Annotated in this window: 17 protein-coding genes and 1 pseudogene; 13 read left to right on the top strand and 5 right to left on the bottom strand. The window is 63.0% G+C overall.

Annotated features, from left to right (window positions below; genetic code table 11):
- The first annotated feature begins 6 nt into the window (after positions 1–6).
- From NITMOv2_RS01985 to NITMOv2_RS01950, 9 genes and pseudogenes are all read left to right on the top strand, one after another.
- Positions 7–1,185, top strand: coding sequence for a nucleoside hydrolase (locus tag NITMOv2_RS01985; protein ID WP_083447681.1), 1,179 nt, complete (start codon positions 7–9; stop codon positions 1,183–1,185).
- A gap of 3 nt (positions 1,186–1,188) precedes the next feature.
- A pseudogene (locus NITMOv2_RS24855) lies at positions 1,189–1,272 on the top strand (VOC family protein); the annotation flags it as partial.
- 55 nt (positions 1,273–1,327) lie between these two features.
- On the top strand, positions 1,328–1,867 hold the full coding sequence (locus NITMOv2_RS01980; protein ID WP_053378296.1) for a hypothetical protein: 540 nt from the start codon (positions 1,328–1,330) through the stop codon (positions 1,865–1,867).
- Positions 1,864–2,337: a hypothetical protein gene (locus NITMOv2_RS01975; protein WP_053378295.1), complete on the top strand. Its 474-nt coding sequence runs from the start codon at positions 1,864–1,866 to the stop codon at positions 2,335–2,337. Before NITMOv2_RS01980 ends, NITMOv2_RS01975 begins: the two co-directional genes overlap by 4 nt.
- Positions 2,330–4,918: a sigma 54-interacting transcriptional regulator gene (locus NITMOv2_RS01970; protein WP_083447680.1), complete on the top strand. Its 2,589-nt coding sequence runs from the start codon at positions 2,330–2,332 to the stop codon at positions 4,916–4,918. The genes NITMOv2_RS01975 and NITMOv2_RS01970 overlap by 8 nt, the downstream gene beginning before the upstream one ends.
- A gap of 273 nt (positions 4,919–5,191) precedes the next feature.
- Complete coding sequence (locus NITMOv2_RS01965) at positions 5,192–6,007, top strand: hypothetical protein (protein WP_053378294.1); 816 nt, start codon at positions 5,192–5,194, stop codon at positions 6,005–6,007.
- Between the two features lie 88 nt (positions 6,008–6,095).
- Positions 6,096–7,058 (top strand): hypothetical protein, encoded by a 963-nt coding sequence (locus NITMOv2_RS01960; RefSeq protein WP_053378293.1) that lies wholly within the window; start codon positions 6,096–6,098, stop codon positions 7,056–7,058.
- A 199-nt stretch (positions 7,059–7,257) separates the two neighbouring features.
- Entirely contained in the window at positions 7,258–7,689 is a 432-nt protein-coding gene (locus tag NITMOv2_RS01955; protein ID WP_053378292.1) for a YciI family protein, read from the top strand.
- Between the two features lie 102 nt (positions 7,690–7,791).
- Entirely contained in the window at positions 7,792–8,352 is a 561-nt protein-coding gene (locus tag NITMOv2_RS01950; protein ID WP_053378291.1) for a hypothetical protein, read from the top strand.
- A gap of 4 nt (positions 8,353–8,356) precedes the next feature.
- On the opposite strand, the gene NITMOv2_RS01945 is transcribed toward NITMOv2_RS01950, so the two are convergent.
- Positions 8,357–8,662: a GYD domain-containing protein gene (locus NITMOv2_RS01945; RefSeq protein WP_053378290.1), complete on the bottom strand. Its 306-nt coding sequence runs from the start codon at positions 8,660–8,662 to the stop codon at positions 8,357–8,359.
- Between the two features lie 161 nt (positions 8,663–8,823).
- Between NITMOv2_RS01945 and NITMOv2_RS01940 the strand changes: the two genes are divergently transcribed.
- Positions 8,824–9,882 (top strand): WD40/YVTN/BNR-like repeat-containing protein, encoded by a 1,059-nt coding sequence (locus tag NITMOv2_RS01940; RefSeq protein ID WP_053378289.1) that lies wholly within the window; start codon positions 8,824–8,826, stop codon positions 9,880–9,882.
- 65 nt (positions 9,883–9,947) lie between these two features.
- Positions 9,948–10,292 (top strand): hypothetical protein, encoded by a 345-nt coding sequence (locus NITMOv2_RS01935; RefSeq protein ID WP_053378288.1) that lies wholly within the window; start codon positions 9,948–9,950, stop codon positions 10,290–10,292.
- On the opposite strand, the gene NITMOv2_RS01930 is transcribed toward NITMOv2_RS01935, so the two are convergent.
- The gene (locus NITMOv2_RS01930) at positions 10,282–10,905 is read right to left on the bottom strand and encodes a hypothetical protein (protein ID WP_053378287.1); all 624 of its coding nucleotides are present in this window, start codon (positions 10,903–10,905) and stop codon (positions 10,282–10,284) included. The two genes, NITMOv2_RS01935 and NITMOv2_RS01930, sit on opposite strands and share 11 nt — an antisense overlap.
- Positions 10,906–11,200: 295 nt before the next feature.
- Here NITMOv2_RS01930 and NITMOv2_RS01925 point away from each other — a divergent pair, with 295 nt between their 5' ends.
- Complete coding sequence (locus NITMOv2_RS01925; protein ID WP_053378286.1) at positions 11,201–11,929, top strand: class I SAM-dependent methyltransferase; 729 nt, start codon at positions 11,201–11,203, stop codon at positions 11,927–11,929.
- A gap of 10 nt (positions 11,930–11,939) precedes the next feature.
- Here NITMOv2_RS01925 and NITMOv2_RS01920 read toward each other — a convergent pair whose 3' ends face one another.
- The 3 genes from NITMOv2_RS01920 to NITMOv2_RS01910 form a co-directional block, all read right to left on the bottom strand.
- Positions 11,940–12,746: a hypothetical protein gene (locus NITMOv2_RS01920; protein WP_053378285.1), complete on the bottom strand. Its 807-nt coding sequence runs from the start codon at positions 12,744–12,746 to the stop codon at positions 11,940–11,942.
- Positions 12,747–12,832: 86 nt separating this feature from the next.
- Positions 12,833–13,351 (bottom strand): O-acetyl-ADP-ribose deacetylase, encoded by a 519-nt coding sequence (locus tag NITMOv2_RS01915; RefSeq protein WP_053378284.1) that lies wholly within the window; start codon positions 13,349–13,351, stop codon positions 12,833–12,835.
- Positions 13,352–13,508: 157 nt separating this feature from the next.
- A complete protein-coding gene (locus NITMOv2_RS01910) occupies positions 13,509–13,721 on the bottom strand; it encodes a type II toxin-antitoxin system HicB family antitoxin (protein WP_053378283.1) in 213 nt (70 codons plus the stop codon).
- A 95-nt stretch (positions 13,722–13,816) separates the two neighbouring features.
- Between NITMOv2_RS01910 and NITMOv2_RS01905 the strand changes: the two genes are divergently transcribed.
- A complete protein-coding gene (locus NITMOv2_RS01905) occupies positions 13,817–14,500 on the top strand; it encodes a type 1 glutamine amidotransferase (RefSeq protein ID WP_053378282.1) in 684 nt (227 codons plus the stop codon).
- Positions 14,501–14,532: the final 32 nt, after the last annotated feature.

Below are 14,532 nucleotides of genomic sequence, written 5' to 3'. Positions count from 1 at the left end.
CTCATCATGCCCACATCCCACATCATGCGGTACGTTCGCACTACCTTGGTTACAGCCGGCGCCGTCGCGGGGGCTGCCGCCGCCCTCTTGCTCGTTTCACTGATGCTGCCCGTGAAGGTCTGGCGGACAGGGGAGCTTCCGACCGTCCCGTTGCCCGTCGCACCGGCACGAGCGGACTGGCCCGCGCCGGCTCGACTGTGGATCGACACGGATGCGGCCTGCGGGCAAGGTCCCCGGACCGACCCCGATGACTGCCTGGCCCTTCTGCTGCTCGCCCAGGAGGAGCGAGTCGAGGTGATCGGCGCCTCTACGGTCTTCGGCAATGCGCCGCTCGTGGACACGGATCAGACGACGCGAGCGCTCATGGCGTTCATCGAAGGAGAGGGCGGACCCCGCATCCCGGTGTACCGTGGATCGTGGGCGCCAATGGCTCACGTCGAATCGCCCGCCGCCGCTCCCCCGCCGGCCCATGAACGATTGCGCGCGGCGCTGGGGCAGGGGCCTCTCACGATCGTCGCCCTGGGACCGCTGACGAACATCGCGCTGGGGCTCAAGGACCACCCGGAGTTGCATGCGAACGTGACGCGCCTCGTTGCGGTGATGGGTCGGCGAAAGGGGCATGTGTTTCACCCGATCGAAGGCGCCACGGCGCGCTCGTTCCTCGGACACGGTCCTGTCTTTCGGGATTTCAACGTCACGGAGGATCCGGAAGCGGCGGCGGCCGTCGTCGCGATGGCCTTGCCGATGACCTTGGTTCCGTACGAGGCCGCTCGAGACGTCGCTGTAGACCCGGCCATACTGGACCGCATGGCCGACCGCGGCGGAACCGCCGCCTGGGTCGCGCAGCGCGCCCGCCACTGGCTCACCTATTGGCGGGAGGACATCGGCCTGGAGGGATTCTATCCTTTCGATCTGGTGGCGGCGGCCTATGTGATCGAACCGTCGCTGCTCCACTGTGCCGACGTTCCTATCGCCGTCACGGAGGACACCTGGCTGTTCGGGTGGCTCGGATACCGGGGATTGTTTGTCGCAGCGGACAACCAGGCCGACTCACGACCGCAGGCCGCAGGATCCGCGCTCTATTGCCCGGACGTGTCCGAACATCTGGCGGCTTGGCTGGCGGAGCGGTTGACGAGCACGCCGGACCGCGATCGGCAGCGCACCGTCTCCATCGCAACGAGGTGATCCATGACCATCGAGCTCAATCACACCATTGTCCCGGCGCGCGACAAGAGGGCCTCGGCGAAGTGGTTTGCGTCTCTGTTCGGACTGCCGAGGAATTCAAGAAAGGCGCGGACGAGTGGATGACGCAGCAGAAAGGCGGTCGATGTCCGAGGAGGCAGGGAAGAGCGTCCACCTCTCTGTCAGGATCTGGATCGCTGTGGCCCTGTTCTTTGCCGGGTTTCTCGGTCTGGCCGAATACCAACGCAATCCGTTGAACGATCCCGATGCGGCTCGGCAGCGAACGGGAGTCGTGTTGCCGCCCGGACAAGAGCCGGCGCCGACGATTTCATCTCTCGATATCCACGGCCGCCCGGCGGTCATCATCTTTGACCGCAGCCTCGCCGGACGACACCTGTTCCACGACTTGGCGGATCAATCGGACATCACGAAAAATGCAGCGCTGATCGTGGTGACATCCGATAGATCGAGGCCGATCATCGAGGCTGGAATCGATCGTGTTCTGAGTGATCAGGACGGAGCGATCGCCGAGGCCTTCCGCCTGCGCCGGCCGATCGATAAGGGGTATCCCGTCGGCTATGCGCTGGTGGATGCCTCCGGTTCCATCCGCTTCCGCACGCTCGATCCGGGATATGCCCGGCGCGCCTGGGAAATCCGGCTGCTCCTGAGCGACATGAAATCATGAGACCGCATCATGCTCTCTGGCCCTGGGTCCTGTTCGGGACTGCCGAAGTCATCTTGTACGTCTCGTATCAGCGGAGCGACGCGCGGTTTCATTGGTTCCTGCACTTCTTTGTGGGCGCCTCGGCCGCGCTCCTCGTCATGGGGACGCTCATACTCGGATGGGGGCGAAGCACGCGGCATCCGTTACTCTGGATCTTCACCGGTCATATGATTGCCATGTTTCCGGATCTCCTTTGGAACTTCCTCGTGGCGGCCCATCAGCCCTGGATGGATGTCTTTGCGCTTCATATCACGGCGCATTTCATTCCGGGCCGGAATTGGACCTGGTACGCAATGTTTTTGGCCAGCCTGGCCTTCTATCTCTATGCGAAGGGGACATGGGAAGCCGCCGGCGCGTCGGCGCACGGCCATTGCGGTTCCGCCGCCCAGGCGACTATGATCGATGTCCATCACGGTGAGGGCCATGGGTAGGCCGGCCGCATCGCCCTGCGACACATTGGCAGAACAGTACCAGACGCTGTTGGAGATCACGGATCTGATCTCCAGGCGGCGTAGTGTGACCGAGCTCTTCCACGATCTCGCCCAGCGCCTCCCTCGCGTCGTCCCCGTGAATTTCGTCGCCCTGTCCCTCCACGATCCGGAGCGCCAGGTGATGCGGCTGCACACGCTGCAAGCCAACGTCCCCGCCGATCTCATCGGAGGCCACGAAGAGCCGCTCGATGAAACGCCGACCGGCTTGGTCTGGCGCCAGCAACAGGCGCTCATCCTCACGGACATCTCCGACGAGACGCGCTGGCCGAAGGTCATCGGGCGGATGCGGGAAGACGGCATCCGCTCGCTGTGCATCCTGCCCCTCACCACGGCGCTGCGGCGGCTGGGCACGATCGGGTTCGCCAGCGTGCAGCCGGGCGCCTATGACGACACGGACGTCGAGTTTCTTCGGCAGGTGGCGCGGCAAATCGCGGTCACCGTGGACAATGTGCTCCACCACCAGGACCTGACACGTGATCGGGACCGGTTGCGGCTCCTGCTGGAGGTGTCGGAGGCCATCGCCTCGCACCAGGATCTCAACGAGCTCTTCCACGACCTGGCCCAACGGCTGCCTCATGTCGTGCCGTTCGATTACATCAACGCCGTCTTGCACGAGCCCGAGCGCGACGTCATGCGGTTGTGTTTTTTGGTGACGTCGCAGCCCAGCACGATCAGCCCGGGGCTTGAGATCCCTCTGGACCAATCCCCGGGCGGTCTGGTGTGGAAAACCCAACGGCCGCTGGTCGTGAACGATACCGCGCAAGAGGAACGTTTTCCGATGTTGATTGCGAAGCTGCGGGAAAACGGCGTGCAGTCGTTCTGCGTGGTGCCGCTCACGACGGCGCAGCGGCGTCTCGGCGCCATGGGGTTCGGCAGCCTGCACCGGCGCGTGTACCACGAAACGGATATCGCATTCATGCAACAGGTGGCCGCACAGGTCGCGGTGGCGGTGGACAACGTCTTGAACGCGGAGAGCGCCAGATCGGCTCAGCGCCAGCTCGAACACGAGCGAGACCGAGTGCGGCTGTTGTTGGAAGTGAACAACGCGGTGGTCTCGCACTTGGACCTCCGGGACGTGTTTGCCGCGGTGAGCGCCTGCTTGCGAACAGTCATCCGGCACGACGGTTCGGCCCTCGTGCTGTACGAGGCCGCGATGCAGCGCTGCCGCGTACACGTGCTGGATTTCGACAAAGAGGAAGAGTTTGTGGAGGAGGTGCCGGTCACGCCGCAAAGCACGTCGCCCTCGGATGAGGCCATCGCCGCCAGAAAGCCCGTGGTCTATCGCCTGCGGGATCTGGAGCAGTTGGCGGCCGACTCCGACATCGCCCGGCGGCTGCTGGCTCAGGGCGTCCGCTCGTTCTGCTCCGTGCCCCTGCTGTCGCATGACCGGGTGCTGGGCGCGCTGAACGTGGGACGGACGCGCGAGGAAGCCTTCACCCCGGCCGACTGTGAGCTGCTGCATCAGGTCGCGCAGCAGATCGCCATTGCGGTGGAAAACGGACTGGCCTACAGGGAAATTGCCGAGCTCAAAGAAAAGCTGGCGAAGGAGAAGCTGTATCTCGAAGAGGAAATCCAAACGGAATACAACTTCGAGGAAATCGTGGGCGAAAGCCGCGCGCTCAGGCAGGTCCTCACGCAGGTGAAGACCGTCGCGGCGACCGACGCCACGGTGCTCATTCTGGGAGAAACCGGCAGCGGGAAAGAGCTGGTCGCACGCGCGCTCCACAACCTGAGCGAGCGGCGCGAGCGGACGTTCGTCAAACTGAACTGCGCGGCGATTCCGACCGGCCTGCTGGAGAGCGAGCTGTTCGGGCACGAGAAAGGCGCTTTCACCGGCGCCATCGCGAGAAAAATCGGACGCTTTGAATTGGCCGACCGCGGGACGCTGTTCCTCGACGAAGTGGGCGAGATTCCGCTGGATCTTCAAGTCAAATTGCTCCGGGTGCTGCAGGAACGGGAATTCGAGCGGCTGGGGAGCACCAAGACCGTCCGGGTCGATGTGCGCGTCATCGCCGCGACCAATCGGGACTTGGCGGCCATGGTGGAAGGCAAGGCATTCCGCAGCGATTTGTTTTACCGGCTCAACGTGTTTCCTGTCACGGTGCCGCCCTTGCGCGAGCGGGTGGAGGATATCCCGTTGCTCGTCAGGCATTTCACCCAGAAGTTCGCCCAGCGGATGAAAAAGCGCGTGGAGACGATTCCCGCGGCGGCGATGAAGGCGCTGCAGGCGTATCCCTGGCCGGGCAATGTGCGGGAGCTGGAAAACTTCATCGAACGGGCCGTGATCCTTTCATCCGGGAGCGAGCTGGCCGTTCCGCTGGCGGAACTGAAACGCGGTGCCGGCACAACGAACGGTGCGACGGCGAAGCTGGAAGACCTGGAACGCGAGCATATCGTCAAAGTTCTCCAAGACAGCCATTGGATCATCGGCGGTGCATCGGGCGCAGCTGCCAAACTTGGGATGAAACGCACCACCCTCCAATCCAAGATGCAGAAACTGGGCATTGCCCGCCCCAACTGACACGCCGATCTATCGGCGCTGTGCCGATAATTCGGCATAGCGTCGCGAGCGGTAGCGCGCCTGCGCCCCGCCTCTTCTTTCGAAAAGCTCTCGGACAATCCAGTGTTACGAGCCGTCGGAAGCCTGACGCTTCTTGCGGAATGGTCGTTGCTCATCCTTTCCGAACCATGACAGCCCTCCGTGCCGGTCGCAGCGTGGTGATGCGAACGATGGCGCCCGGCGAGGTGAGGAGATGGCGCGGGATGTCAGAGATCCTGAAGAAGGAGGTGCCCTATGCCGTCAGTCGTCTCAGGAACGGTCGTATCGTTGATTCTGGTGATCGCCGGTGCCGTGTGGGCCCTGCTCATGGTCTCTGCCCGGCGCGCTGCGCTCGACAGCGGGACGCGGCGGCGTTTTGGCCTCGCATCGGGAGCGTATCTCGTCGGGTGGCTCGTCCTCGCCTTCGTCCTTGGAAGCAATGGGATAGTGCAAGCCGCTCCCTCGCGGGCATTTCCGGGACTGGTATTCGGCATCGCACTACTGGTGATCACAGGCGCGTGGCTGCTGAATCGATCCTCGGTGCTGAAGACCGTGGTTGCGTCGATTCCGCTGCCCTGGCTGATCGGTGTCCAATGCTATCGGGTGGTGGGACTGATCTTCTTGGTGCTGTATTCCCTGGACCGGATGCCGGGTGAGTTCGCGATACCGGCAGGCTGGGGCGACGTCGCGGTAGGTTTGACGGCCCCTGCGATCGGCTACGCGCTTTACAAGGGTTATCGTTGGTCCTGCCTTGCGGCGGCGGGCTGGAATATATTCGGCCTCATCGATCTCATCGTGGCGGTGACCGCAGGGTTTCTGTCCTCACCAGGACCGTTCCAAACGCTTGCCTTGGAGAACCCCAACGTCTTGATTACGGGATTTCCGCTGGCGGCGGTGCCGCTCTATGCCGTGCCCCTGTCGATCCTGCTGCATCTGGCGGCCCTGAAACGACTCAAGCTTGCCGCGCGGCTATCACTCGATCCGGCCGCCAAGGGGACGACCCTCGGTCGGCTCGCCCCACAGAGCTGTTCTCTGGAGAGTTCCTTCGCACGACAACAGTCGTGCGGATGAATACGTGACGGGATCGCTGTCCCGGTGGAAGCCAGCCGAGAAGAATGGGGCGATCGCATGGGCACCGCGTTCCATTGGATCGACGGTCATGAAGCATGCTTTCTGTGTGCTCGCGGCAGCTTTGACGGTTCTGGCAGTCCATTCAGGGGTGCACATCGCGCGGGCCGAGCCGGTCGCGCCGAGCGTGCATTGGGGGGCGATCGGATATCCGGATCAGGAACGGACGCTGGTCACAGGGCTCACGTTGAATCGCTTCACCGAATTCACCCAAGATGGAAAACGGTTTGGCGCGGTCACGGAATCGGCAGGATTCAATTTTGCCACCATCAGTTGGACCGAGCGCCTCCAGGGATGGCCGGGCTGGAATACCAACCTGACGGTCGGTGCCGGGCCGACCTACCCGGAGCCGACCCGCTCGATCCAAAACGGCTTCGTCCATCACCTGTTGGGTAACGGTTCGGTGCCGGTCGGGCGGCGGCGCGAGGAAACGGACTTTATGATCAACGGCTCGGTCTCGAAATGGATCCACCTGTTCGGACAGCCGGACGTCGGCTTCGCGAGCGTCGGTGTTGCGTCAGGGTCGCTCTATCATGAAGTGTTCGGTCGGATCGGGCTGCGACGGCTTTCGCCGGCCGATCTGCTGCAGCCGGTGATGGGGACGAATCCCGCCCTTCAAGCCTTCTCCCGTTATGTCCGGTTTTCCGCCATGGGACAGTACGGGCAGGTGTTCGGGGGAGCCGCATATGGGAACTCAGCCTTGGCCCCCCAGTCATGGATCGGGCAGGTGTCCGTGTCGCTTGCCGCCTATGACGGCGGCGTCACCCCTCCGGGCTGGGAACTGGAGTTTGCGGCGACGATCGACTCGGGATTGTTCGCCACGTCGACTGGGCGATCCATCGAACGGCGGTTCGGCTCTCTCGCCCTTCGATTTCCTTATGGGATGGTGGAAACATGGAATGACTGGTTGGGCGGCACAGACAGCGGCCCGACCTACGGCGCCCAGATCATGCTCGATGTGCGGAGGATTTATCAGCGACTGGCTGGGTCGTAGGGGAGAGGGGCGCATGGCCAACACGGCATCGAACCAGATCGGCTCAAGCCGGGGCGCTGGCCTCATCCACATGGGTCCGCATGGCGGTCGATTTTTCGGTGTTCGTTCGACTATGAGGTAGAGAACAATCGGCTCGCCGGATGGTCGGCGTGTTCGTCAACCCTACTCACCCGTAAAAGAACAAGGAGAGCTGGCTGCCATGCGATTCATGATCATCGTCAAAGCCACGAAGGACTCGGAAGCCGGCGTGATGCCGAGCGAGACACTTTTGACCGAGATGGGCCGGTTCAATGAAGAACTCGCCAATGCCGGCGTCATGCTGGCGGGCGAAGGCCTTCAGCCCAGCTCGAAGGGGAAGCGCGTGACATTCTCGGGAAATACACGGACCGTGACCGACGGTCCTTTTCCTGAGACGAAGGAGCTGATTGCCGGCTTCTGGCTGTGGCGGTGCCGGTCGATGGAAGAGGCAGTCGAATGGGTCAAGCGCTGTCCCAATCCGGCCGTCGACGGTAAAGACGGCGAGATCGAAATCCGCCAAATCTTCGAAGCGGAGGACTTCGGCGCCGAATTTACGCCGGAGCTGCGAGAACAGGAAGAACGGATCAGGGCACAGATCGCCGACAAGAAGTAGCGATCCCGACCAGCACGTATGGGAGATAGCCTGGAATCCAACGTAGGGACTGCGGCTACGTGTTCTTGAAGCGCAGATCGTCGCGGGCGTAGGCTTGAGCCCATGGGGGCTCTGCCCATTGTCGTCATCGTTGCCATCCTGTCGGTCGGCTGCTTGTCCACCGTGCGCGAGCAGGAAGCCCGCTGTCTCGGCGCGCTGATGGTCGACGTGTGGGAATCCACGCGGACGAGGGACCGGCTCGAAGCAGACTGGCGTGCCGGCCAGTCCGCGCGTGGTCCGGATGCGGCGCCGCGGTGGCGCGGCCTCGGCGACCCGGCGCCGCCGGCCAGGGCGGTATCGCATGCGCCGCAAGACGAGACGGCCTCTTTGAGCGGCGCCGATCGGCCGGACGTCCTGTATCAGCGGCTGGTCGAGTCGCGGCGGCGGCACAACCATGATCGCAATTGGTACAAAGACGTGGCCCGGCGCGTACAGACCAGACTCGAAGAAGATGACATCCTCTATTCCGTCCTCGGCTCGTTCGCCGCCTCGCCGGGGGCGCTGCTGGTGTATCCGCTCATCCGCTGGAACGTCCGCTCCGTTCTCTGGGACGAGGACGATCCGGATGCGGAAGACGACCCGATCCGGCGCTTCTGCCGCATGCGGCTGCGGGCAGCGGGGTGAGCCGTTACTTTTTGCCCAGCGTTTCCTGCAGCAGCTTCTTCCACTCGTCGCGGGCGACCGCGGGCATCGTCGTGATTTGGATGTGTCCCATGGACGCGTTCAGCACGGCGGCCTTCATGGCCGCGCGATTGTCGGGGAATTCCCACACGGCCACGACGTCGTACTCGCCCAGACAGTAATAGGCCTGCACCAACCGGCCGCCCTGCGCCTTGGCATGCTTCTGGACCAGCTCCGCCCGCTCGACGCCCTTGTCCTTCATCGTGGTGAGGCCCTGTTGGGTGAACTTGACCAAGCTGATGTAGGTCGGCATAGCACACCTCCCGGTTGGAATAGTTGATTCATCTTAGGCTCGAACGCAGGAGCCGGGCAAGGCGAGGCGCCACGGCGCCGGCGGGGCTTCCTGCTTGACTCACGTCTCTCGCCTATGGTTAGGTCTCCCGCCACTTTGGTCGCTCGGTTCGATCACGCTCCATGCCCCCTTGGCCTTGCCTGCATCCACGACTCCGGCAGCTCGGACTGCTCGCTTCGCTTGTCTCCTGCCTCTGGCTGACGGCCTGCGAAAAGGACAGCGAGTCGATCGTCTCGATCGCGCTTCATCCGACGAACGCGCACATCCTTTACGTCGCCACGAACGACGCGGTCTATAAATCCCGCGACGCCGGCGCGACCTGGGAGCGGTTTCCCAGTTTCAGCGCGCGCCGCGTCACGACCGTGGCGATCGACCCGAAACTGCCCGCGACGGTCTATGCCGGCACGATGGGCGACGCCGTCTACAAGAGTCCCGACGGGGGCCAGCATTGGCTGCCGCATAACGTCGGGCTGAAGGAACACGTCTCCTTCGTCAATCAGTTCGTCTTCCATCCCCGCGACAACGAGCAGATCTATGCGGCGACGACGGTCGGCGCCTATTACACGAAAGACGGCGGCCGGGAATGGGAAGAGCGGATGGGGGGCATGAAGGAGGTGCACATCGTCGTCTCGATCGCGATCGATCCGAAAGACCCGCGCGTGCTGTACGCCGGCACGACGGGCGGCGTCTACCGGTCGGACGACGGAGCGGCGAGCTGGAAGAAAATCAATACCGGCCTCATTCCGGAGTCGGAGCTCATGGCCGCCATGGCGCTGGGCGTAAACGTGCTGGTGATCGATCCGCTCGATTCCCGCGTCGTCTATGCGGGCACCACGAAGGGATTGTTCATGACCAAGACCCGCGGCGAAACCTGGGAACGGATCGGCCTGACGCTGCCCGATCCCTTCGTGAGCAGCATCCTGATCCATCCGGCGCAAACCGATCTCCTGTATATCGGAGGGCCCGGCGGCGTCTGGAAAAGCACGGACGGCGGCCGGACGTTCCAGACGATCAATAATGGCCTGGCGACGCTCAACATCCGCACGCTCGCGATGAGCCCGCGCAATGCTCAAGAACTCTTCGCCGGCACCAACGGCAGCGGCCTGTACCGTTCGACGGACGGCGGCGAGAACTGGACTCCCATGCCGCTCAAAGCCGCGGCGCCGGCGGGGCCCCGGTGAGTGGCGATTGCCATTCTCCCCCCGGTTGTCAGCGCGAACCGCCATCCCGTATCATCCCGCCGATCATGGCGCCATCCGATCGGTCTTCCATCTCCGTGATCGAACGACTGCGGGAGGAGTTCCGCCGCCACCTGGAGATCTTCTACGCGCAGCTGAAGCTGGCCCCGCCTTACGAGAGCGTGGAAAAGGCGATCCGCGCGTTGACGACGAACCTGCACGCGCTGCCGCCGTTGGAACAAGAACGGATCGCCGCCGATCCCGCTCTGCAATGGGAGCAATTCCGGCGCGCGTTCGACTCGTCCGGTCTGGCGAAGAAGCATCGCGGCATCATCGCCGGGTTGGCGCGTAACCGCGCCGCGCTCGATCTGCCGCCCGAATACGACCACTTTCTCTCGCTCTTTACCGCGTGATGCCCGCGCCGGACTCCAGCCGTTCGCGCAGCTCGTCGTAGACTTTCGCCAAACGGCTGTTTTCGAGGCGATACGAAAAGACGACCGTGACGAGACCGAAGGCCAAGACGAGCAGGGCGATGCCGATGATGCCCGCGCCCATCAGGATGCCGCTCAGCGAACCGAACCCTCCGTCCAACGTGTACCGCACGACGAAGGTGAGCGAGCCGAACGCGACGACCACAAACCAGCCGAGCGTCAGAAGCGCCGACGACCACGGAATGCGCTTCACGCACAACGCGCGCACGTCCTGCCCGTCATCGGACACGTGAATCAACCCTTTCACCGGCCACGCCGTCCGAAAGCTCATGGAGAAGAGGTGATATTGCGGGCGAATGGCGATGGAATTCCATTCGCCGGAAAGTCGCGCCACGCCGTGCGGCAGCAGCAACAGGCCGTCGGCCGGAAACCGCGCGCGCAGCGACGCGACGCTGGTGGCTTTGAAGCGATCCTCCACCCGCGCGACGCTGCAGCCGTACCGAACCGCATCGGGCGTAAGACGGACGAAGTACAACCAATCGCCGACGACCAGCCCGAGAAAGAGAATCGCCGCGAACAACCCGGCCAAGATCATGCGCGTACCTATCCCACAGGAAGAAGCGCGAATCAAGCCGCCGCCGGCTAGAGTCTTTCGGCGAGTCCCCTAGGATATTCCGCAGGGTGTGCCGCCTTGTATGAAGAAGCTGTTGACTCGTTCGTATGGACTTGGCTACAGTACGAAAATCAGAGGTTGGGCGGGCGTCTCGCACTTCTCTATAAGTTTCCCGCCTTCGGGTGTTCTCCCACTGGTCACATTGGCAACAGCCATCCCTGGTCTCCGGGGTGCGCAGGATGTGAATCTTGTGGTGCGTTGAGGAGATAAGGGATTTATGGATCTCAAGAAGGTCGAACGGGTCTACACCTCCTATGCGGGCGTCTACGATCAGATTTTTGGCAAAGTCTTTCACGAAGGCCGCGAATCGGCGATTCGCAACCTGAACGTCCAACCGAACGAGCGGGTGCTCGAGGTCGGCGTCGGCACCGGCTTGGCGCTGCCCATGTATCCGCGCCATTGCCGCATCGTCGGGATCGACTTGTCGGAAGGCATGTTGGCGAAAGCCAAAGAGCGGTCGGAAGCGTTACGATTGACGCACGTCGAGCTGCAGCGCATGGACGCCGGCGCGATGAATTTTCCCGACGATACCTTCGACACGGTCGTCGCCGCCTACGTGGTCACGGCGGTGCCCGACTATCGCAAGGTGGTCAACGAAATGATCCGTGTCTGCCGTCCCGGCGGGCGCATCGTCATGCTGAACCACTTCCGCAACGGGAACAAGCTGATCGCCGCCGTGGAGAAGGTGATTTCCCCGCTCACCAAACATCTCGGCTGGCGCACGGATCTGTCGCTCAGCACGGTGCTGGAAGGCACGACCCTGCATGTCGCCCGCAAGCAGCAGGTGAATCCGCTCAGATTCTGGGCCCTGGTGGAATGCGTGAACGCCAAGAACGGCTATGTCGTGCTGAACGGCGCCGCAGCGAGCTATGCGAACGGGAACGGCGCAGCCGGCTATGCGCACGGCAACGCCGGCGGGCACTACGCCAGCGAGCATTCCGTCTGAGCGCGTTCGTTTAACGCCGGCCGGCCTGCGCGACCCAGCTTTCCCACTGTTCTCCGGGAATAATCGTCGTCCCGACCAGACACCGCCCGCAGTACGACTGCGTGATGTGCTCCGCCAGCGCGGCCAGCACCCGCGAGCCGGCGCCGCCGCGTGACGCCTCCACCCGCAGCATGATGCCGAATCCCTCTCCATCGAGCGCGCTGTAGACCATGACCCGCACACGGCTCGCCGCGGGGTCGCTCGACTCGCCGCTGGGGATGAGATCCCCCTCCCACTGGATGGCGGGATGCGCGCGGCCGCCCCGCTTCACCTCACGCCAGACGCACGGCATGCCGGCGCGGTCCAGCGCCGCCAACAGCCGCTCCAGGCCCGGCCCTTCGCCGGCTTGGCCTTGAAAGGTCCAGCGCGCCACTTCCTGTCCCGGCCCCTGCTCGATCAGCGGAGCGGAGACCTCTTCGAATTCCGCTTCTTCGCACACCACGTACAACTCTCCTTGCGGATCGAACCACAACCGCAGCCGGCCGCCGGTCGCCTCGGCCTGAATGACGGTCAGCGCCGAGCAATCGGCGCCTTCCTGCTCGAAGACGGAAAAATCCGTCACCCCGTTCATCACGAGCTTGGCGACCCGCACGATCCCGCGAACCTGATAGCGGATCGTAATCGTCACGATCGTATCGGCCAACACATCGCGGCCCGACTCTTCGTCGAACAGCCGCCGCTTCGACAGATGGACATCGGTCACATACCCGCCGCGAAACCCGCCCGTATGGCCGATCAGCCAGCGCAGGTCGTCTTCGGATTTGATCGAATGCGTCATGGCGCGGATTGTAACGCAGCCTGATGGGGGACGGCTAGACTCCATGCGCCGGACGGACGCGACCGTGCAAGATAACGGCCGCACGCTTAGGTCTCCGGTTTTCCGAGCTGTCTTTCATACACGGCCAAGTCGGCCGGCGAGAAGCAACAGAAGATCACCTCGCGCACGGTGGGGAATCCAGACAAGGACCGGCGAACAGTCGCTACGGCAAGACTCGCGGCTTCATCGATGGGATATCCATAGATGCCGGTGCTGATGCTCGGGAAGGCTAGGGTGGTAATCCCCTGTGCGGCGGCCACTTCGATCGAGCGGCGATAACAGGAAGTCAGTTGGTCCGCTTCGCCGCTCCGTCCTCCGTGCCAGACTGGTCCGACCGTGTGAATGACATACCGAGCGGGCAAGCGATAGCCCTTCGTCAGCTTCGCATCTCCAGTTTGGCAGCCTCCGAGTAACCGGCACTCCTCAACCAATGCCGGACCAGCCGCCCGATGGATCGCCCCGCACACCCCCCCGCCGGGCAGCAGCGAAGAGTTCGCGGCATTGACGATGGCGTCAACATTCAACGTGGTGATGTCGGCCCGAATAGCGCGGACTGTAGCGGACATGGTTCATTAGCGACGTTGTCGAGATAGGCTAAAAGAGGCCACTTTCTTCTAAGGAACCTTTGAGATCTTTAGGTCCTAGCAGATTTTTCTGGCGAGATGGTCGCTGATTTCGGTATGGCGCGGTACAGCAGAACGAGTGTTTAGTGAAGGATGATGTTCATACGGCGATTGAGGCTTCTTCAAAGTTCCCCCTGCCGCCCCCTAAGGCTTCCTGGCGATTCAGTTCCAGTGCTTCTCGCAGGGTCACCCGAAGCGTTTCGATCAAGGCTTCGCGGCTACGCTCCTGACAGTTTACACCCGGTATTTCTTCGATCCAGCCGATCCACCATCCGACGTCCTGTTTGATCACAGCAGTGTAATTCTGCTCCATGACACGGCTCCTCGGTCGACGATAGGCTTGCAGTGTAGTCTCTTTATCGGGTAGGAGAGTACGAGGACTCCTGATTAATTGTCAACGGAACGATTATGCGCGCCATCTGTCTTCAACACGTCCCCTTCGAAGGTCCCGGTGCTTTCGCCGCTTCGCTGGCTCTGCGCGGCGCGGCACTCGAACGCTATCTCATCCCCAAAGACGGGTTACCGAAGGACGCCGGTGATCTGCTGATCGTCATGGGCGGCCCGATGTCGGTGAATGATCCGGATCAATGGATCGCCGAAGAGACGGCTCTTATCCGCGCAGCATTGCTCGCCGGCAAACCGGTGCTTGGGGTCTGTCTCGGCAGTCAATTCATGGCGAAGGCGCTCGGTGCCACTATCAGACCGGGGAAGGCGCTTGAGATCGGCATGACGCCGATCAAGCTGGCACCGGAGGCTCGGCACGATCCGGTGTTCAAGGCCCTGCCTGATTCGTTCGAGGTGTTCGAGTGGCATGGCGAGGTCTTCGACCTGCCCCAAGGCTGCGAGCCGCTGGCCGGTTCTGCCATTGCGCCGTTACAAGCCTTTCGCTACGGCTCATGCGCCTATGGGTTGCTCTTCCATTTAGAGATGGAAGCAGCCGGCATCGATGCGCTCTGCCGCGAATGCACGCCGGATCTCATCAAGGCGAAGCTGACGGCACAGGAGGTAAAGATCCAGGCGGCGCCGCACCTCCCGACGCTGCATCAGTTCGCCGACCGGCTGATTCACCATCTCGTCTCCGCCGCCAATTGATTCCCGGTCGACTCCTGAAGTAGCCTAGGCGC

Origin of the sequence: Nitrospira moscoviensis (assembly GCF_001273775.1) — a bacterium.
GTDB lineage: Bacteria > Nitrospirota > Nitrospiria > Nitrospirales > Nitrospiraceae > Nitrospira_D > Nitrospira_D moscoviensis.
The sequence above is the reverse complement of the archived record's forward strand: the minus strand, read 5'-3'. Positions and strand labels throughout refer to the sequence as shown.